Source organism: Pseudomonas mosselii (assembly GCF_019823065.1).
Classification (GTDB): domain Bacteria; phylum Pseudomonadota; class Gammaproteobacteria; order Pseudomonadales; family Pseudomonadaceae; genus Aquipseudomonas; species Aquipseudomonas mosselii.
Genome location: NZ_CP081966.1, coordinates 862,168 through 880,915 on the forward strand (window position 1 = coordinate 862,168; position 18,748 = coordinate 880,915).

Here is an 18,748-nt window from a genome sequence, read left to right on the forward strand (position 1 = left end):
AAGATTAGTTCAGCGCTGCCCTCGGCGTCGCCTTGGTCGCTTGTGCATAACCAAATGGTTATGGCTAAGACTGCTGAATTCAATATTCATCCCGATTGGCCTGCTGGAAACTGCAACTCCGCCTGCCACGCCCAGGCGTTCGACAATTCCAAGAGAGGAAACCGGCATGCCCGCCCAGGACACCAGCCGCTTCGTGATCCGTGATCGCAACTGGCACCCCAAGGCCTTCACCCCCGACTACAAGACCTCGGTGGCGCGCTCGCCGCGCCAGGCGCTGGTCAGCATCCCACAGTCGATCAGCGAAAGTACCGGCCCGGACTTTTCCCATCTGCGTTTCGGCGAACACGACCATGACTTGCTGCTCAACTTCAACCACGGCGGCTTGCCGATCGGCGAGCGCATCATCGTCGCCGGCCGCGTTGTCGACCAGTACGGCAAGCCGGTGGCCAACACCTTGGTGGAGATGTGGCAGGCCAACGCCGGCGGTCGCTACCGGCACAAGAACGACCGCTACCTGGCGCCGCTGGACCCGAACTTCGGCGGTGTCGGCCGTTGCCTGACCGACCGCGACGGCTACTACAGCTTTCGTACCATCAAGCCCGGTCCATACCCATGGCGCAACGGCCCCAACGACTGGCGCCCGGCACATATCCACTTCTCCATCAGCGGACCGTCGATCGCGACCAAGCTGATCACCCAGTTGTACTTCGAGGGCGATCCGCTGATTCCGCTGTGCCCGATCGTCAAGTCGATCGCCAACCCCGACGCGGTCCAGCGGCTGATCGCCAGGCTCGACATGAGCCACGCCAACCCCATGGATTGCCTGGCCTACCGCTTCGACATTGTCCTGCGCGGCCAGCGCCAGACCCACTTCGAAAACCGCTGAGGAGGCCCGTGATGCCTATCGAACTGCTGCCGGAAACCCCTTCGCAGACCGCCGGCCCCTATGTGCACATCGGCCTGGCCCTGGAAGCCGCAGGCAACCCGACCCGCGACCAGGAAATCTGGAACCGCCTGGCCACCCCCGAGGCGCCGGGCGAACAAATCCTGTTGCTCGGCCAGGTATACGACGGCAACGGCCACCTGGTGCGCGACTCTTTCCTGGAGGTCTGGCAGGCTGATGCCGATGGCCGCTACCAGGATGAGTTCAACCACGAGAACGCCTTCAACAGCTTCGGCCGCACCGCGACCACCTTCGATGCCGGCGAATGGACCCTGCATACGGTCAAGCCGGGTGTGGTGAACAATGCCGCGGGCGTGCCGATGGCGCCGCACATCAACATCAGCCTGTTTGCCCGGGGGATCAACATCCACCTGCATACACGGTTGTACTTCGATGACGAGGGTGAGGCGAACGCCCGGTGCCCGGTGCTCAACCTGATCGAGCAGCCGCAGCGGCGCGAGACGCTGATCGCCAGGCGTTGCGAGGTAGAGGGGAAGACGGCGTATCGTTTCGATATCCGTATCCAGGGGGAAGGGGAGACGGTGTTCTTCGATTTCTGACTGAAGCTTCAGGGGCCGCTTTGCGGCCCATCCGACCGGTCCGACGCCTCGGCAAGGCCGCTCCAGGGAATCGCGTACTCCTGAGCGGCCTTGCCGAGGCGTCGGACCGGTCGGATGGGCTGCAAACCAGCCCCGGCGATCTGAAGGTCAGCGCCTAACCAGCAGGACGCCGCTTTCCATGTGATGGGTATACGGGAACTGGTCGAACAGCGCGCAGCGCTCGATACGGTGGGTATCGTGCAGCTGGGCGATGTTCTGCGCCAGGGTTTCCGGGTTGCACGAGATGTACAGGATGCGCTCGAAGCGACGGGTCAGCTCGCAGGTGTCCGGGTCCATGCCGGCGCGCGGCGGGTCGACGAACACGGTGCCGAAGTCGTAGCTTTTCAGGTCGATGCCTTCCAGGCGGCGGAACGGGCGGACCTCGTTCAGCGCCTGGGTCAGCTCCTCGGCCGACAGGCGCACCAGGCGCACGTTATCCACGCCGTTCTCGTCGAGGTTATGCAGGGCGGCGTTGACCGAGGTCTTGCTGATCTCGGTGGCCAGTACCTGGCGCGCGCGGGTCGCCAGCGGCAGGGTGAAGTTGCCGTTGCCGCAGTACAGCTCCAGCAGGTCGTCCTGGCGCTCGCCCATGGCCTCGAAGGCCCAGCCGAGCATCTTTTGGTTCACCGCGCCGTTGGGCTGGGTGAAGGCGCCTTCGGGCTGACGATAACTGAAGGTGCGTCCGGCGATGTCGAGTTTTTCCACGGCGTAGTCGCGGCCGATCACCACGCGCTTGCCCTTGGAGCGGCCGATCACGCTGACGTTCAGGTCACTGGCCAGTTGCTGCGCGGCAGCCTCCCAGGCTTCGTCCAGAGGGCGGTGATAGCACAGGGTGACCATCGCGTCACCGGCCAGGGTGGTGAGGAACTCGACCTGGAACAGGCGATTGTCGAGTGCCTCGTTGCCCTGCCAGGCGGCCTTCAGACGTGGCATCAGTTCATTGATGCGCTCGCTGGCGATGGGAAAATCGTTGATCAGGATTGCCTTGTGTTTCTCGCCCGGGGCGAACATCGCGTAGTGACGTTGACCGCCCTCGCGCCACAGGCGGAATTCGGCGCGCAGGCGATAGTGCTCGCGCGGTGAGTCGAACAGCGCCGGCTCCGGCGCGCCGAACGGGGCCAGCAGCTCGCGCAGGCGGGCGGCCTTGGCCGCCAGTTGCGCGTCGTATTGTGAAGGATCCAGGACAGCACTCATGCGGGGAACCAGCCCAGCTTGATGACGAACAGGATCGACAGGATTACCAACGCCGGGTTCAAGTCGCGGTGACGGCCGGAGATCAGCTTGATGGCGGTCCAGGCGATGAAGCCGAAGGCGATGCCGTTGGCGATCGAGTAGGTCAGTGGCATGGCCAGGGCGGTCACCACCACCGGCGCGGCTTCGGTGACGTCGTCCCAGTTGATCTCGGCCAGGCCCGAGGCCATCAGTACGGCGACGAACAGCAGGGCCGGCGCGGTGGCGAAGGCCGGCACGCTGCCGGCCAGCGGGGCGAAGAACAGCGCCAGCAGGAACAGCACGGCGACCACGATGGCGGTCAGGCCGGTGCGCCCGCCCGCGCTCACGCCCGCCGCCGACTCGATGTAGCTGGTGGTGGTCGAGGTACCCAGCAGGGACCCGGCCATGGCGGCGGTACTGTCGGCGATCAGGGCGCGGCCCATCTTCGGCATGTGGCCGTCCTTGCCCATCAGGCCGGCGCGCTTGGCCACACCGATCAGGGTGCCGGAGTTGTCGAACAGGTCGACGAACAGGAAGGCGAAGATCACGCTGATCAGGCCAACGTCGAGGGCGCCGGCGATGTCCAGCTGCAGGAAGGTCGGGGCCAGCGACGGCGGCATCGAGACCACGCCGCCGAACGGGGTGACCCCCATCACGATCGAGGCTACGGTCACGGCCAGGATGCCGATCAGCACCGCGCCGCGTACCTTCAGCGACTCGAGGGCGACAATCAGGAAGAAGCCCAGGGTGGCGAGGATCGGTGCCGGTTTGCTGAGATCGCCCAGGCCCACCAGGGTTGCTGGGTTATCGACGACGATACCTGCGTTATGCAGGGCGATCAGCGCCAGGAAAAGGCCGATGCCCGCGGCGATGGCCGAGCGCAGCGGCAGCGGGATGCTGTTCACGATCCACTCGCGGATGCGGAAGATCGACAGCAGGAAGAACAGCACTGCCGAGAGGAATACAGCCCCCAACGCCACCTGCCAGGTGTGGCCCATGTGCAGGACCACGGTGTAGGTGAAGAAGGCGTTCAGGCCCATGCCCGGCGCCAGGGCGATCGGGTAGTTGGCGATGATGCCCATGGTCACCGAGCCGATGGCCGCGGCAAGGCACGTGGCGACGAACACCGCGCCCTTGTCCATGCCGGTCTCGCCGAGGATGCTCGGGTTGACGAACAGAATGTAGGCCATGGCCAGGAAGGTGGTGACGCCCGCGAGAATCTCGGTGCGCACATTGGTGTCGTGTGCTTTTAGTTGAAACAGCCTTTCCAGCATGCCTGCTCCCCGGGCGCCCTCGCGCCGTGAATGTATCGACCCCAACAGCAAAGCACAGACCGTACCGGATACCGTGGTTTTGTGTGGGGCGGAAAAAAGCCGCGCATCATACCAGCAAGGATGGCGGGGGCCTATGGCCATTGGGGAGAGGGCTTTCTGTAGCTTGTGTCGGCCCTTTCGCGGGCAAGCCCGCGAATAGACCGGCACAGGCAACCGATCAGCCGTTATGCATCCGGTCGCGGTGAGTCAACGTCGGGAACAGCTTCATCCACACCCCGGTCACCACCAGCGTGCCCACGCCACCGAGCACCACCGCCGGCACTGTGCCGAACCAGTGCGCGGTAACGCCCGACTCGAACTCGCCGAGCTGGTTCGAGGCACCGATGAACAATCCGTTCACCGCGCTCACCCGGCCACGCATCTCGTCCGGCGTCTCCAACTGCACGAATGCGCTGCGGATGACCATGCTGATCATGTCTGCCGCGCCCAGCACCACTAGCACCGCCAATGAGAACCAGAACGAGGTCGAGAGGCCGAAGGCGATGGTCGCCACGCCAAATATGCCCACTGCGGTGAACATGGTCAGACCCACCTTGCGTTCCACCGGGAAGCGCGCCAGCCACAGCGACATCAGCAATGCCCCGACGGCGGGCGCTGAGCGCAACAGGCCCAGGCCCCAGGCGCCGGTGAGCAGGATGTCCTTGGCGAACACCGGCAGCAGCGCGGTGGCGCCGCCGAGCAGCACGGCGAACAGGTCCAGCGAGATCGCGCCGAGGATATCCGGACGACTGCGGATGAAGCGGATCCCGGCCAGCAGCGAGTCGAGGTTGGCCCTGCCTGGCTGCGGCTGCTGCCGACGGGCATCGAGGCTCAGCGTCAAAAGGCAGGCAATGAGATAGAGGGCTACGGTCGGACCGTACACCCAGGTACTGCCGAGGGCGTAGAGCAGGCCGCCCACCGCCGGGGCGACGATGGTCGCCGCCTGGGTCGCCGAGGCCGAGGCCGCCACCGCGCGGGGGAACAGTCCGGGCGGCACCACGTTGGGCAATAGCGCCTGGGTCGCCGGCATCTCGAACGAGCGGGCGGCACCCAGCAGGAAGGCCAGGACGAAGATCAGTTCACGGCTGACGTTGTCGGTAAAGCTGCCCACGGCCAGCGCCAGGGCGATCAGCGCCTGCAGGGTCTGGCACAGGGCGGCGACCTTGCGTCGGTCATAGCGATCGGCGACATGCCCGGTGTGCAGCATGAACAGTACCCGCGGGGCGAACTCGACCAGCCCGACCAGGCCCAGGTCGAGCACATTGCCGGTGAGCTGGTAGAGGTGCCAGCCGATGGCCACGGTGAGCATCTGGAAGCCGCTGGCGGTGAATACGCGGGCCAGCCAGAAGGCGAGGAAGGGGCGGTGATGGCGCAGCAGTTGCGGGGCGGAATCGGACATCGCTAGGCCTGCGACCTCGGAAATAGAGGGGGCTGCAGCGTAACATCTGTTTGTAACAAATGGTTGCTGAAAGCGGCGTGGATCAACGTTTCACCTACGAAGAAAGAGGGTGAGGCAACCGGTCACGCGGCAATCAACCACACATCCGGATGGGTCATTCGGGACTATGCTTCCATTCAGTCGTTGATCTGGATCAATCGTTCCAGATGCAACGATCTTGGCCCTTGGGCCGGAATCCCCGCGATCGAACAGAACAATTCCAACGCGCCGCACTCGATACCCGTGGGGGCAGTGGGCGACAGGCCATGAGCCCGGTCGCCGGATTACCTGAAGAGGAAGCACCATGTTCGGATTGGAAGCCTTAGAGCTCGCCCGAATCCAGTTTGCCTTTACCGTGTCCTTTCACATCCTGTTCCCGGCCATCACCATTGGCCTGGCGAGCTACCTGGCGGTCCTCGAAGGCCTTTGGCTTAAGACCGGCGACAACACCTACCGTGACCTCTACCACTTCTGGTCGAAGATCTTCGCCGTCAACTTCGGCATGGGCGTGGTCTCGGGATTGGTCATGGCCTATCAGTTCGGCACCAACTGGAGCCAGTTCTCCGACTTTGCCGGCTCCATCACCGGTCCCTTGCTCACCTACGAGGTCTTGACCGCCTTCTTCCTCGAGGCCGGTTTCCTGGGGGTCATGCTGTTCGGCTGGAACCGTGTCGGGCGTGGCCTGCACTTCTTCGCCACGTGCATGGTGGCGCTCGGCACGCTGGTGTCGACGTTCTGGATCCTCGCTTCCAACAGCTGGATGCAGACGCCCCAGGGCTACGAGATCGTCAACGGCCAGGTGATCCCGGTGGACTGGTTCGCGGTGATCTTCAATCCGTCGTTCCCCTACCGGCTGATGCACATGGCCACCGCGGCCTTCGTCGCCACCGCGTTCTTCGTCGGCGCCTCGGCGGCCTGGCACCTGCTGCGCGGGCGCGACAACCCGGCGGTGCGCAAGATGCTGTCGATGGCCATGTGGATGGCGCTGATCGTCGCGCCGGTGCAGGCGGTGATCGGTGACTTCCATGGCTTGAACACCCTCAAGCACCAGCCGGTGAAGATCGCCGCCATCGAAGGCCACTGGGAGAACAAGCCCGGCGAGCCGACCCCGCTGATCCTGTTCGGCATTCCCGACATGCAGGCCGAGACCACCCGCTTCAAGATCGAGATCCCGGCGCTTGGCAGCTTGATCCTCACCCACAGCCTGGACAAGCAGGTCCCGGCGATGAAGGATTTCCCGCCCGAGGACCGGCCCAACTCGACCATCGTGTTCTGGTCGTTCCGGGTCATGGTCGGTCTGGGCATGCTGATGATCTTCGTTGGCCTGTGGAGCCTCTGGCTGCGCAAGCGCGGCACGCTGTACAGCTCGCGTCCGTTCCTCTACCTGACCTTGTGGATGGGCCCGTCTGGCTTGATCGCCATCCTCGCCGGCTGGTTCACCACCGAGGTCGGTCGTCAGCCCTGGGTTGTCTACGGCCTGATGCGTACCGCCGACGGCGTGTCCAACCACAGTTATGCGCAACTCGGCTTCACCCTGGTGATGTTCGTTGTGGTCTATTTCGCCCTGTTCGGCACCGGGCTCGGCTACATGATGCGTCTGGTGCGCAAAGGTCCGCACACCGGCGAGGGCGACACGCAGCCCCCCGGAGGCCCTGGCCAGAAACGCACGCCAGCGCGGCCGCTGTCCGCCGCCGATGACGGCCATGAGGCCGACTCCGCCAGCCTGAGCAAGGGGAACTGAGATGGGTATCGATCTTCCGCTGATCTGGGCCGTGATCATCATCTTCGGCGTCATGATGTACGTGGTGATGGATGGTTTCGACCTGGGCATCGGCATGCTCTTCCCCTTCGTCAAGGACGAGCATGACCGCGATGTGATGATGAACACCGTCGCCCCGGTATGGGACGGCAACGAGACTTGGCTGGTGCTGGGCGGCGCGGCACTGTTCGGCGCTTTCCCGCTGGCCTACTCAGTAGTGCTCGAAGCACTGTACCTGCCGTTGATCCTGATGCTGGTGGGGCTGATCTTCCGGGGCGTGGCCTTTGAGTTCCGCTTCAAGGCCCGGGCCAACAAACGCCACATCTGGGACAAGGCGTTCATCTGGGGTTCGCTGGTGGCGACCTTCTTCCAGGGCGTGGCCCTGGGCGCGTTCATCGAGGGCTTCAAGGTGGTCGACCGCAAGTTCGTCGGCGGCACCCTGGACTGGCTGACGCCGTTCACGCTGTTCAGTGGACTGGGCCTGATCGTCGCCTACTCTCTGCTGGGCTGCACCTGGCTGATCATGAAGACCGAAGGGCCATTGCAGAAGCAGATGCATGACATCGCTCGGCCACTGGCGCTGGTGCTGCTGGCGGTCATCGGTGTGGTCAGCCTGTGGACGCCGATCGCTTACCCGCAGATCGCCGAGCGCTGGTTCAGCATGCCCAACCTGGTCTGGTTCATGCCCGTGCCGATCCTGGTGCTGGTGACGTTCTACGGCCTGCTGCGGGCGGTGGCACGCGATGCCCACTACACGCCGTTCCTGTTGACCCTGGTGCTGATCTTCCTGGGCTACAGCGGACTGGGCATCAGCCTGTGGCCGAACATCATCCCGCCGTCCATCAGCATTTGGGACGCTGCGGCGCCACCGCAGAGCCAGGGCTTCATGCTGGTGGGCACGCTGTTCATCCTGCCGTTCATTCTTGGTTACACCTACTGGAGCTACTACGTGTTCCGCGGCAAGGTGACCCATGAAGATGGCTATCACTAGGAGCGCATCGTGATGAACGTCGAAGAAAAAAAGCCGCTCTGGCAACGCCTGGGTTGGCTGGTGCTGATCTGGGGGCTGAGCGTGGCGGCGCTTGGGGTGGTGGCTTATGGCATGCGCATGTTCATGAGTGCTGCCGGCCTTAGTACCCACTAGGTTGCGAGGGCTGCGTTGCAGCCCGGTCGCGGGGCAAGCCCGCTCCTACAGGACCAGTAGGAGCGGGCTTTTCTCGTTTTCTACTGGATGTTTATTTCCGGGCCTTGAGCACCACGAACTTCGGTGTCGCCGCCACCTGCTCGACCCCTCGGAACAACCGCGCCAGCTTGCTGTGATAGCCCAGGTGGCGGTTGCCGACGATGTACAGCGCCCCACCGACTTCCAGCGCCTCCCGGGCCTGCTGGAACATGCGCCAGGCGAGAAAGTCGCCCACCACCTGCTGCTGGTGGAACGGCGGGTTGCACAGCACCACGTCCAGCGATTGTTTCTCCTGGCCGGCCAGGCCATCCGCGGCCCTGATCGTGACCTCGCGCTCGCCCAGCGCCGCCTGCCAGTTCTCCCGCGCCGACTGCACCGCCATGTACGACTCGTCGACCAGGGTGAATTGCGCATCCGGGTTGGCCAGGGCGCAGGCGATCGCCAGCACGCCATTGCCGCAGCCCAGGTCGGCGATCCGGGCACGGCCCAGGTCGCGTGGCAGGTGCGGCAGGAAGGCGCGGGTGCCGATGTCCAGGCCTTCGCGGCAGAACACATTGGCGTGGTTGACCAACTCAAGGGCCGGGCTGTCCAGGCGGTAGCGGCTGGGGTAGGGCGAGCGTGCGGTCGGACGTTCGCCGACGCTGGCAATCAGCAGACGCGCCTTCTTCTGCGCTAGCGAGGCCTGGACCGGGCCGATGTACTTTTCCATCAGGTCGCCGGCGGCGCGGGGCAGGTGCTTGATCATGGCCCCGGCGATCACCTGGGCGCCGGGCGCCAGTTGGCCCTGCAGGCGGATCAGCTGTTCCTCGAGCAGTGCCAGGGTCTTGGGCACGCGCACCAGCACGCGGTCGAACGGGCCAGGGAAGGTCTCGCTGGCGGGGATGAAAGGCACGCTGTCGAACGGCCTGCCGTTACCCGCCAGATTTTTCTCCAGGGCCAGGTACGCCAGGTGCGAGTCGCCGCTGCTGGTCACCTGCACATGCCCCGCGAGGCTCGCGGCAAGGGCGCCGAAGCTGTCGTTGAGCACCAGCACCCTGCAGCTCGCCTGTGGCACTTGGGCGGCCAGGTGTTCCAGCAGGTACTGGTCGGCGGCGTCGAAGGCCAGCAGCGGGTCATTGGCCTGGGCCGGCTGGCGGATCAGGTCGAGGTCGGCGAAGGGGCTGTTGAACAGGGGCATGACGTGGGGCTCTGCTGCGAATCCTGCCCGGCGCGCTGCGCGCCGGGCTTGCGGCGGGTGATTCTACAGGGCTTTGCGCCTGGGTGGGGGACGGGCTGTCAGAGCAGGCCGCGCAGGGCGGCGATGGCGATGGCGCCGGCCTTGTTGGAGGCGTTGGTCTTGGTGATCACGCTGCGGATATGGAAATTCACGGTACTGGTCGACAGCGAGAGGATCATCGCCACGTCGGCGGCGGTCTTGCCCGCTGCGGACCACTTGAGCACTTCGAGTTCGCGTTCGCTCAGTTGCGGCACCGGGCTGAACTTCTGCAGATGATGTGTGCTGAGCACGGCGTGCAAGGTGTTGCACAGCCACATTACCTGGGCACTCTTCGCGAAGAGTTCCTCGCGGGTGACTACCCCCAGGGGCCTGGAGACACTCAACTGACTCTCGTTGTGCTGCTGGTCATGTACCGACTGACTCCAGCCATGGGTCATGCCAAGCGCGGTGGCGGCTTCGCGCAGTTGTGGCACCTCACAGTAGAGATCGTCGTTCCAGACCAGTGGCAGTGTTGTATGGTGGCATTTTGATACTGTTGGGTCTATCTTGATTAAGTCTTCAGCTTGGTAACGCTCATTCCAGGCACCGGGATAGTTGTTGTAGAGGATCACCTGTGGGCCACGGGCTGCCACATGCAGGTGCAGTGCCAAACCAACGAACTCCATGTTGAGCGCTTGGGCCAGTTTCACCGCTTGACCGAACAGCTCCTTCGGTTCTTGTTCATCCAGCAGTTGCTGGAGCTGCTCGCTTTTCCAATGTGGCATCGATGAAGCTCCCGTCGCTTGGCGCTGGATCCAATATCGGCATTTCACGGAACGAAGTGTAGGAAATCTCCTAAGTCTGCGCTGGTTTTTTTTGCTATAGCTGTTACGCTTTTTTAGCTGATTGCGATCACTCATAAGCGATACCTTACAAACCGACGGTGTTTATCTGGGGCACTTTGCGCGAAACTGTGCGCATCTGATCCATGGAGCCCGTCATGACCGCCAGCGCCGACAAATTCACCCGCCAGACTCTGCTCGACGTCCAGCCCCTGACGCCCAACCTGTTTTCCCTGCGTGTCACTCGCGATGCCGGATTCCGTTTCCGCGCCGGCCAGTTCGCCCGCCTCGGGGTGAGCAAGCCCGATGGCAGCGTGGCCTGGCGTGCCTATTCCATGGTCAGTGCGCCCCATGACGAGTTCCTCGACTTCTTCTCCATCGTGGTGCCGGGCGGTGAATTCACCAGCGAACTGAGCCGCCTGGGTGAAGGCGATACCTTGCTGATCGACCGTCAGGCCTTCGGCTACCTGACCCTCGACCGTTTCGTTGGGGGGCGCGACCTGTGGTTGCTGGCCACCGGCACCGGCATTGCGCCGTTCATGTCGATCCTGCAGGACTTCGAGGCCTGGGAGCGCTTCGACAACATCAAGCTGGTGTACTCGGTGCGCGAGGCGAAGGAGCTGGCGTATGTGGACGAGATCGCCGCGCTGGAGCAGCGCGACTACCTGGCGGAGTTTGCGGGCAAGCTGCAGTTCATCCCGGTGGTGACCCGAGAGCAACACCCGGGCGCGTTGAATGCGCGGATCACCACGCTGATCGAGAACGGTGAGCTGGAAAAGGCGGCGGGGCTGGCGCTGTCGCCGGAGCATTCGCGGGTCATGCTGTGCGGCAACCCGGAAATGATCGACGAGACACGCAAGGTGCTCAAGGCGCGCGACCTGCAGCTGAGCCTGAGCAAGCGACCGGGGCAGGTGGCGGTGGAGAACTACTGGTAAGAATCAACGGCGCCTTAAGGATCGTCGTCACTGGGGCCGCCGCGAAGCGGCCCCAGTCGTTTTGTGCTTCAGGGCTGTCGGTTCTGCGCCTTGAGCAGGTCGCGAATCTCGGTCAGCAGGGTTTCCTCGGCGCTTGGCACCGGCGGTGCGGTCGGGGCCACGGCTTCTTCGCGCTTGAGGCGGTTGATCACCTTCACGCCCATGAAGATGGCGAAGGCGACGATGATGAAGTCGAGAATGGTCTGGATGAATTTGCCATAAGCCAGCACCACTGCGGGCACATCGCCTTCGGCGGCCTTGAGCGTGATGGCCAGGTCGCTGAAGTCCACCCCGCCGATCAGCAGGCCGATGGGGGGCATGATCACGTCGCCGACAAAGGAAGAGACGATCTTGCCGAACGCCGCGCCGATGATGATACCTACCGCCATGTCGACGACATTTCCCTTGACCGCGAAGGCCTTGAATTCACTGAGCATGCCCATGCTGTATTCCTTTGTTACGAATGGAGAGGTAACCGCAGTGTAAGCCACTAAAACGCTTCATGCGTGACGTTCGCAGCTACAGACTGTGTTTAGAGCGAATAGTTTTGTCGCCTGCCGCTGCCTCCGGGACACGTCCGTGTTCGGCTATCATGGCGGTTTTTCCCAGGAGACCCGCCCATGGCCAAGGCCAAGCGCTTGTATGGCTGCACAGAGTGCGGCGCGACCTTCCCCAAATGGGCCGGCCAGTGCGGTGACTGCGGTGCCTGGAACACCCTGGTCGAGACCATGATCGAAAGCGGCGGCGCCGCGGCGCCGAGCGGGCGGGCCGGCTGGACCGGGCAGCAGGCACAGATCAAGACCCTGGCCGAAGTCAGTGTCGAGGAGATTCCGCGCTTCACCACCAGCAGCACCGAACTCGACCGCGTGCTCGGCGGTGGCCTGGTGGACGGATCGGTGGTGTTGATCGGCGGTGATCCGGGGATCGGCAAGTCCACCATCCTCCTGCAGACCCTGTGCAACATCGCCACGCAGATGCCGGCGCTGTATGTCACCGGCGAGGAGTCGCAGCAGCAAGTGGCCATGCGCTCCCGGCGCCTGGGCCTGCCCCAGGACCAGCTCAAGGTCATGACCGAAACCTGCATCGAGACCATCATCGCCACCGCGCGCCAGGAAAAGCCGCGGGTGATGGTCATCGACTCGATCCAGACCATCTTCACCGAGCAGTTGCAGTCGGCCCCGGGCGGCGTCGCCCAGGTGCGCGAGAGTACGGCGTTGCTGGTGCGTTACGCGAAGCAGAGCGGCACGGCGATCTTCCTGGTCGGCCACGTCACCAAGGAAGGCTCGCTGGCCGGGCCCCGGGTGCTTGAGCACATGGTTGATACCGTGCTGTATTTCGAGGGGGAGTCCGATGGTCGCCTGCGCCTGCTGCGGGCAGTGAAGAACCGCTTCGGCGCGGTTAACGAACTGGGCGTGTTCGGCATGACCGACCGCGGCCTCAAGGAAGTCTCCAACCCCTCGGCGATCTTCCTCAACCGCACCCAGGAAGAAGTACCCGGCAGCGTGGTCATGGCCACCTGGGAGGGGACCCGGCCGATGCTGGTGGAGGTCCAGGCGCTGGTCGACGACAGTCACCTGGCCAACCCGCGCCGGGTGACCCTGGGTCTGGACCAGAACCGCCTGGCCATGCTGCTGGCGGTGCTGCACCGGCACGGCGGCATCCCCACCCATGACCAGGATGTATTCCTCAACGTCGTCGGTGGTGTGAAAGTGCTGGAAACCGCCTCCGACCTGGCGTTGCTGGCCGCGGTGATGTCGAGCTTGCGCAACCGTCCGCTGGCCCATGGCTTGCTGGTATTCGGCGAGATCGGCCTGTCGGGCGAGGTGCGGCCGGTGCCCAGTGGCCAGGAGCGCCTGAAGGAGGCGGCCAAGCATGGCTTCAAGCGCGCCATCGTGCCCAAGGGCAACGCGCCAAAGGAGGCACCCGCCGGTTTGCAGGTGATTGCCGTGACCCGTCTGGAACAGGCGCTGGATGCACTCTTCGAGTGATGCCGTTTCTTGCAAGTGATTCTCAATAACCAGTAGCATACCGCCACCTTGCGACCACCCCATGGAGAGCGTGTGGCGGAGTTCGACCTCAAGCGGCTGTTCACAAAGCACGCGAAAAACCTTCAGGGCCTGCTCTCGCGCAAGGTGCGCGACCCGCAGTTGGCGGCCGACCTGGTGCAGGACAGCTTCCTGCGCCTGGCCGAGCAGCAGCGTCACGAGCCCATCGAAAACGCCCAGGCCTACCTGTACCGCACGGCGCACAACCTGATGATCGATCACGTGCGCCAGCAGCAGCGACGCAAGACTGACACGGTGCCCCACGAGGCCTTCGAGGCGATCGTCGAGGACACCCCTGGGCTTGAGGAGCAGGCCGTGCGCGAACAGCACCTGCGCCGCCTGCAGGCGATCCTCGGTGAGCTGCCCGAGCGCACCCGGGAAATCTTTCGCCTGAACCGCCTGGAGGGCATGACCCACGCCGAGGTCGCCCGGCACCTGGGGATCTCCGACAGCTCGGTGCAAAAGCATCTGGCCAAGGCCCTGGCCTATGTGATGCAGTGCCTGCAGGAAACCGAATGACCAACGGTTTACTGACAAATGCCGCTTCAGACGTCAGCCCAGACATAACCAGATCGCGAGAGAACCGTGTGAGCAGCCAGAACGAGCAAGCCATCCGCGAGCAGGCCGCCGAGTGGGTGGTGCTGCAGCAGGCCGGTCCCCTGAGCCCGGCGCAGCAGCACGCCTTGGACCAGTGGTGCGCCAGCGATCCCCGGCACGCCCGTGCCTATGGGTTTGCCCAGGCCACCTGGGCTGACCTTGGGCAATTGGCACGCTTGCCCGCCGTCTCGAGCGCTCGCCCCACGACTCCCCTCCAGGGCAGCCCGATGCGGCGACGGCGACCTCGGTTGCGCCGGGCTGTTGCCAGCGCGGCGGCGTTGTTGCTGGCAGTACTGGCCGTGCAACAGGGGCCGCAGGCATGGCTGGGCTGGCGCGCGGACTACCTCACGGGGATCGGCGAAGTGCGCCGGGTGACCCTGCCCGATGGCAGTCAGGTGGAACTGGACAGCCGCAGCGCCCTCCAACTTGCCTTCGATGAGCGGGAACGGCGCGTGCGTCTGCTGGCCGGTGAAGCCATCTTCACTGCCGCACCGGTCACGGCCCAGGACGCACGCCCGTTCGTGGTCGAATACGCCGGGGCTACCAGCCGCGCCCTCGGCACTCGCTTCGTGGTTGGCGCTGCGGGCGAAGGGGGCTGGGTCGGCATGCTGGAGCACAGTGTTGCGGTCGAGCTGCAGGCGCCGCCGTTGCAAGGGCAGGCCGGCCAGGTGCTGGAGCAGGGCGACAGTCTGCGCTATGACCAGCGCAAGGGGGTGCGGCCCTGGCCGGGTCACGACCTGCGGCGGGCCACGGACTGGCAGCGCGGGGTGCTGGTGTTCGAACGCCAGCCGCTCGCCGAGGTGGTCGCCCGGCTCAATCGCTACCGCGCAGGTCAGCTAGTGGTCGCCAGTGACGCATTGGCTCGGCGTGAGGTCAGCGGCGTATTCCGCCTCGACCAGCTAGGCACCGCCCCGGTGGTGCTCGGTGAAGAGCTCAAGGCCCGGCTGATCGAGCTTCCAGGTGTGGCCGTGCTCTACTGAACCCGGCTTCGGCAAAAAAACTTTCAATTTTATTTACTGACTTCTTCTGCATCGCGCGTCTGACTGTTGAGATTGATTTTCATTACTAGAAAACATCAACCACGGACGAGCAATCGCAGTGAGCACGCCACGACTACAACCCCTGCGCCCTCTGGGCCGCCTCGCCCTGGCCGGCAGCCTGGTCCTGGGCAGCTGTGCATTGCCGATGGGGATCGGCCAGGCACACGCCGCCGATTCGCCAAGCACCGCCAGCCGCAACCTGGTTCGTTTCGATATTCCGGCCCAGTCGCTCGACAGCGCCGTACTGGCCTATGCCGAGCAGTCCGGTGTGCAGGTGTTCTTCGACAGCCGCAAGCTGGCCGGTCTGCGCAGCGAAGGGCTGCACGGCAGCTACCCGGCCGAAGAGGGCCTGCGCCAGCTGCTGCGCGGCACGCCGGTGCGTTACCACTTCAGCGCCGCCGGCCAGGTCGGCCTGGAGCGTCTCGTCCAGGACGGCGAGGCCCTTGAGCTGGGCGCGACCCATATCGATTCGCAGCGTGATGGCGATTGGGTGTACCAGGCCCCGCGATCGGTGAGTGTCATTACCCGTGAGCAGATTGAGCAGCGCGCCCCTCGTCATGCCGCCGACCTGCTCGAACAGACCGCGGGCGTGTACACCGCCGTCAACCAGCGTGACCCCGGACTGTCGGTGAACATCCGCGGCGTGCAGGACTATGGTCGGGTCAACATGAACATCGACGGCATGCGCCAGAACTTCAACGTCAACGGCCACCAGCAGCGCAACGGCGTGATGTTCATCGACCCGGAGTTCATCCAGGGTGTCGAGATCGACAAGGGCACCTCGGCCGGCATGGGCGGTGCCGGGGTGATCGGCGGCATCGCCAGCTTCAACACCGTCGATGCCCGCGACTTGCTCGGTCCGGGCAAGGAACTGGGGGGGCGCCTGCGCGCCGGCCACGGTATCGGCGAGCTGGGCAACGGCACCTACTTCAATGGCAGTGCGCTGTTCGCCGTCGGCAATGAAGCCGGCGATATCCTGCTTGGCCACAGCGAGCGGCATTTCGGCAACTACCGCAGCGGTACGCAGAACGCCGACAACCTGGGCACGCAGATCCGCGGCAAGCTGGAGAACCGCGAGGCTTGGAAGAGCTGGCTGCACGGCGAAGTGGGGGCGATGGACAGCGTGACCCGTTCGCAGCTGTTCAAGCTCGGCCTCAACCTCGCCGACGACCAGCGCCTGCAGTTCAGCTACATCGAGACCGACACCGACAGCAAGGACGCCTGGACCTACAACGACAGCAATGCCAACCGCTATTACTACCGGGTCACCGGCACCAACGACATCAATGCGAAGAATGCCGCACTGGACTACAGCTTCACCCCGGACAACGACCTGATCGACTTCAAGGTCAAGCTGTACTACGTGACCACCCGCCAGGACCGCTGGAACGCCGACAACCTGTCCAGCGCCGCCACCGGCAACCGCGTCGAGGCCTACACCGACCGCTTCCAGACCGACACCTGGGGCCTGCAGCTGCAGAACACCTCGCGCTGGCACCTGGGACAGGCTGACACCCTGAGTTTCAACTACGGCACCGAGCTGTTCCAGGACAGCTTCCGCCCCAGCACCGAGCGCATCGCCGCGGTAAACGAGGTGGAGTCGCTACCCTACGTGCAGGGTGCCAATCCCAAGGGCAAGCGGGTGATGGCCAGCCTGTTCGGCAAGCTCACCTATGAGCATGACGACTGGCTCACCCTGGATGCCGGGCTGCGCTACGACCGTTATCGTCTGAGCGGCAAGACCGGGGTCACCACCTGGATGTACCCCGAAGGCGTCACCGAGGTCGGCCTTACCCGCCAGCAGACCCACATGATCTTTGACGAGGACACCGAGGAGGGGCGCTTTTCGCCGACCTTCGGCATCGCGCTCAAGCCCGGACCGGACTGGCTGCAGGTCTACACCCGCTGGGGCCGTGGCTGGCGGCCGCCAGCGGTGACCGAAGTGTTCATGAGCGGCCGCCCGCATGCCGGCGGCAGTGCCGAGATGGTCTACCCCAACCCGTTCCTCAAGGCCGAGGAGTCGCACAACTGGGAGCTGGGGCTGAACGTCTTCAAGGAGTCGCTGCTGCGCGACGGGGATCGCTTCGGCGCCAAGGTCGCCTACTTCGACACACGCATCGACAACTTCTCGTTCCTCGACACCAACGTCTCGCTGCCCGGCAGCAGCGTGGCGGGTATCGCCCTGGGCCGTTCGGCCTACCAGAACAACCTGGAAACCACGCGCTTTCGTGGGGTGGAGTACAGCCTGGACTACGACGCCGGCGCCTACTACGGCCAGCTCAGCTACACCCACATGATCGGCAGCAACGAGTTCTGTTCCAACCAGTTCTACATGGGGGGCGCACAGCGCCTGGTCAGCGCTGGCACCGTCATGCGCCCGGTGCGGGTGGGCAGCCGCATCATCATGTTGCCGGTGCGGGTCTCACGCGCCGAGGGCGCCAGCGACACCAACAACATCGTCAGCTGCGGCGACATCATGGGCAACGCCTCGTACATGCCCGCCGACCGTGGCGCCCTGACCCTGGGCATGCGCCTGCTCGAGCGCACCCTGGATGTGGGCATGCGGGTGCGCTACAGCGAAGGCAACGGCGAGAACCTCAAAAGCCATACCTACAACCAGATCGACCAGGCCCAGTGGCCGCAGTACACGGTCTACGACCTCTACGCCAGCTACTGGATGACCCCCAGCCTGAACCTGGCCCTGTCGTTGGAGAACGCCACCGACGAGGCCTACTTCGTGGCCATGGGCGACGGCAACAACCTGTCGCTGGCCCGCGGCCGTACCTTGAGCGGCATGCTCGAGTACCGCTTCTGAACCAACCGGGTTTGCCCATTCCGGGCGACGCGAAGGCACGGAACGCGCCTTCGTCATCACTGTGCAACAACGAGGAACCGTCATGACCCTTTCCGTTAACTACGACGCCGCCTTCGCCAGCTCGACCGTCGACGACTACCTGGCCTTCTGGAGTGCCGGCTTCGTCACCGCCGGCCATGGCTACAGCAACACCGGTGGCTTCAGCAACGGCACCTTCGATGGCGACCAGTACGCCACCCACGGTCGCAACAACTCGGACTACGCCTTCATCGCCGACAGCGACAGCGCCAACGGTCTGCACTATGTGTTCGACCCGTCCAAGGCCCCGGGCGACAACCTCAACCACTACCTGTGGGGCTCGCTGGACAACGTCTCCCTGGGCGAAGTGCTCGGTGGCGGCAGCGGCAGCGACTTCAGCCTGGCCAACTACGTGGTCAGCTTCAACGGCCTGGACCTGGATGCCGCGCAGGGCGCCGGGCGTGCCGGCAACGAAGTACAGGGTGTGATCTACGGCCTGATGCAGGGCAACACCTCGGCCCTGGAAGGCGTGCTGGACAACCTGCTGGCCGGTTATGGCGTCTCCACCAACAACACGTTCGCCGAGATTGGTGCGGCCCTGGCCGCCGGCCCGGCTCACGCCGCTGCCGCCGAAGCGGTCGGCGTGCAGGCGCTGCCCGAGGACCTGGCCCTGGCGGCCTGAGCACAGGCATGAAAAAGCGAATGGAAGGTTACCCCGCCATTCGCTGATCTGATGCACTTACCCCGCAGCCCGTGTCTTTGCCGGGCCCAGGCT

General features: G+C 64.5%; 17 protein-coding genes. 11 read left to right on the forward strand and 6 right to left on the reverse strand.

Features of this window, described 5'->3' with window-relative positions; genetic code table 11:
- Positions 1-166: 166 nt before the first annotated feature.
- On the forward strand, positions 167-886 hold the full coding sequence (pcaH, locus tag K5H97_RS03875; RefSeq protein WP_028691327.1) for a protocatechuate 3,4-dioxygenase subunit beta: 720 nt from the start codon (positions 167-169) through the stop codon (positions 884-886).
- Positions 887-897: 11 nt separating this feature from the next.
- Positions 898-1,503 (forward strand): protocatechuate 3,4-dioxygenase subunit alpha, encoded by a 606-nt coding sequence (gene pcaG, locus K5H97_RS03880; protein ID WP_028691328.1) that lies wholly within the window; start codon positions 898-900, stop codon positions 1,501-1,503.
- 147 nt (positions 1,504-1,650) lie between these two features.
- Here pcaG and trmA read toward each other — a convergent pair whose 3' ends face one another.
- The 3 genes from trmA to K5H97_RS03895 form a co-directional block, all read right to left on the reverse strand.
- The gene (gene trmA / locus K5H97_RS03885; protein WP_028691329.1) at positions 1,651-2,736 is read right to left on the reverse strand and encodes a tRNA (uridine(54)-C5)-methyltransferase TrmA; all 1,086 of its coding nucleotides are present in this window, start codon (positions 2,734-2,736) and stop codon (positions 1,651-1,653) included.
- Positions 2,733-4,028, reverse strand: coding sequence for an NCS2 family permease (locus K5H97_RS03890; protein ID WP_028691330.1), 1,296 nt, complete (start codon positions 4,026-4,028; stop codon positions 2,733-2,735). The genes trmA and K5H97_RS03890 overlap by 4 nt, the downstream gene beginning before the upstream one ends.
- Positions 4,029-4,245: 217 nt before the next feature.
- Complete coding sequence (locus tag K5H97_RS03895) at positions 4,246-5,466, reverse strand: MFS transporter (protein WP_028691331.1); 1,221 nt, start codon at positions 5,464-5,466, stop codon at positions 4,246-4,248.
- 343 nt (positions 5,467-5,809) lie between these two features.
- Here K5H97_RS03895 and K5H97_RS03900 point away from each other — a divergent pair, with 343 nt between their 5' ends.
- The 3 genes from K5H97_RS03900 to K5H97_RS03910 are packed head-to-tail and all read left to right on the forward strand — an operon-like array spanning position 5,810 to position 8,408.
- Positions 5,810-7,246 (forward strand): cytochrome ubiquinol oxidase subunit I, encoded by a 1,437-nt coding sequence (locus K5H97_RS03900; protein WP_028691332.1) that lies wholly within the window; start codon positions 5,810-5,812, stop codon positions 7,244-7,246.
- Between the two features lies 1 nt (position 7,247).
- The gene (gene cydB, locus K5H97_RS03905) at positions 7,248-8,255 is read left to right on the forward strand and encodes a cytochrome d ubiquinol oxidase subunit II (RefSeq protein WP_028691333.1); all 1,008 of its coding nucleotides are present in this window, start codon (positions 7,248-7,250) and stop codon (positions 8,253-8,255) included.
- Between the two features lie 12 nt (positions 8,256-8,267).
- Complete coding sequence (locus tag K5H97_RS03910; RefSeq protein WP_036986195.1) at positions 8,268-8,408, forward strand: DUF2474 domain-containing protein; 141 nt, start codon at positions 8,268-8,270, stop codon at positions 8,406-8,408.
- Positions 8,409-8,499: 91 nt separating this feature from the next.
- Here K5H97_RS03910 and K5H97_RS03915 read toward each other — a convergent pair whose 3' ends face one another.
- Both K5H97_RS03915 and K5H97_RS03920 read right to left on the reverse strand, forming a co-directional pair.
- Positions 8,500-9,624, reverse strand: a complete 1,125-nt coding sequence (locus K5H97_RS03915) for a methyltransferase (protein WP_028691334.1) — start codon at positions 9,622-9,624, stop codon at positions 8,500-8,502.
- Between the two features lie 98 nt (positions 9,625-9,722).
- On the reverse strand, positions 9,723-10,427 hold the full coding sequence (locus tag K5H97_RS03920) for an autoinducer binding domain-containing protein (protein ID WP_028691335.1): 705 nt from the start codon (positions 10,425-10,427) through the stop codon (positions 9,723-9,725).
- A gap of 215 nt (positions 10,428-10,642) precedes the next feature.
- On the opposite strand from K5H97_RS03920, the gene K5H97_RS03925 reads away from it, so the two are divergent.
- The gene (locus K5H97_RS03925; RefSeq protein WP_028691336.1) at positions 10,643-11,419 is read left to right on the forward strand and encodes a ferredoxin--NADP reductase; all 777 of its coding nucleotides are present in this window, start codon (positions 10,643-10,645) and stop codon (positions 11,417-11,419) included.
- A 68-nt stretch (positions 11,420-11,487) separates the two neighbouring features.
- Here the strand turns inward: K5H97_RS03925 and mscL are convergent, their stop codons facing one another.
- Entirely contained in the window at positions 11,488-11,901 is a 414-nt protein-coding gene (mscL, locus tag K5H97_RS03930) for a large-conductance mechanosensitive channel protein MscL (RefSeq protein WP_011535791.1), read from the reverse strand.
- A 177-nt stretch (positions 11,902-12,078) separates the two neighbouring features.
- Here mscL and radA point away from each other — a divergent pair, with 177 nt between their 5' ends.
- From radA to K5H97_RS03955, 5 genes are all read left to right on the forward strand, one after another.
- Entirely contained in the window at positions 12,079-13,446 is a 1,368-nt protein-coding gene (gene radA, locus K5H97_RS03935; protein ID WP_028691337.1) for a DNA repair protein RadA, read from the forward strand.
- Positions 13,447-13,518: 72 nt separating this feature from the next.
- Positions 13,519-14,022, forward strand: a complete 504-nt coding sequence (locus K5H97_RS03940; RefSeq protein WP_028691338.1) for an RNA polymerase sigma factor — start codon at positions 13,519-13,521, stop codon at positions 14,020-14,022.
- A 68-nt stretch (positions 14,023-14,090) separates the two neighbouring features.
- Positions 14,091-15,080: a FecR family protein gene (locus K5H97_RS03945; RefSeq protein WP_028691339.1), complete on the forward strand. Its 990-nt coding sequence runs from the start codon at positions 14,091-14,093 to the stop codon at positions 15,078-15,080.
- Positions 15,081-15,285: 205 nt separating this feature from the next.
- On the forward strand, positions 15,286-17,955 hold the full coding sequence (locus tag K5H97_RS03950) for a TonB-dependent receptor (RefSeq protein WP_241776341.1): 2,670 nt from the start codon (positions 15,286-15,288) through the stop codon (positions 17,953-17,955).
- Between the two features lie 82 nt (positions 17,956-18,037).
- A complete protein-coding gene (locus K5H97_RS03955; RefSeq protein WP_028691341.1) occupies positions 18,038-18,655 on the forward strand; it encodes a heme acquisition protein HasA in 618 nt (205 codons plus the stop codon).
- Positions 18,656-18,748 lie beyond the last annotated feature (93 nt).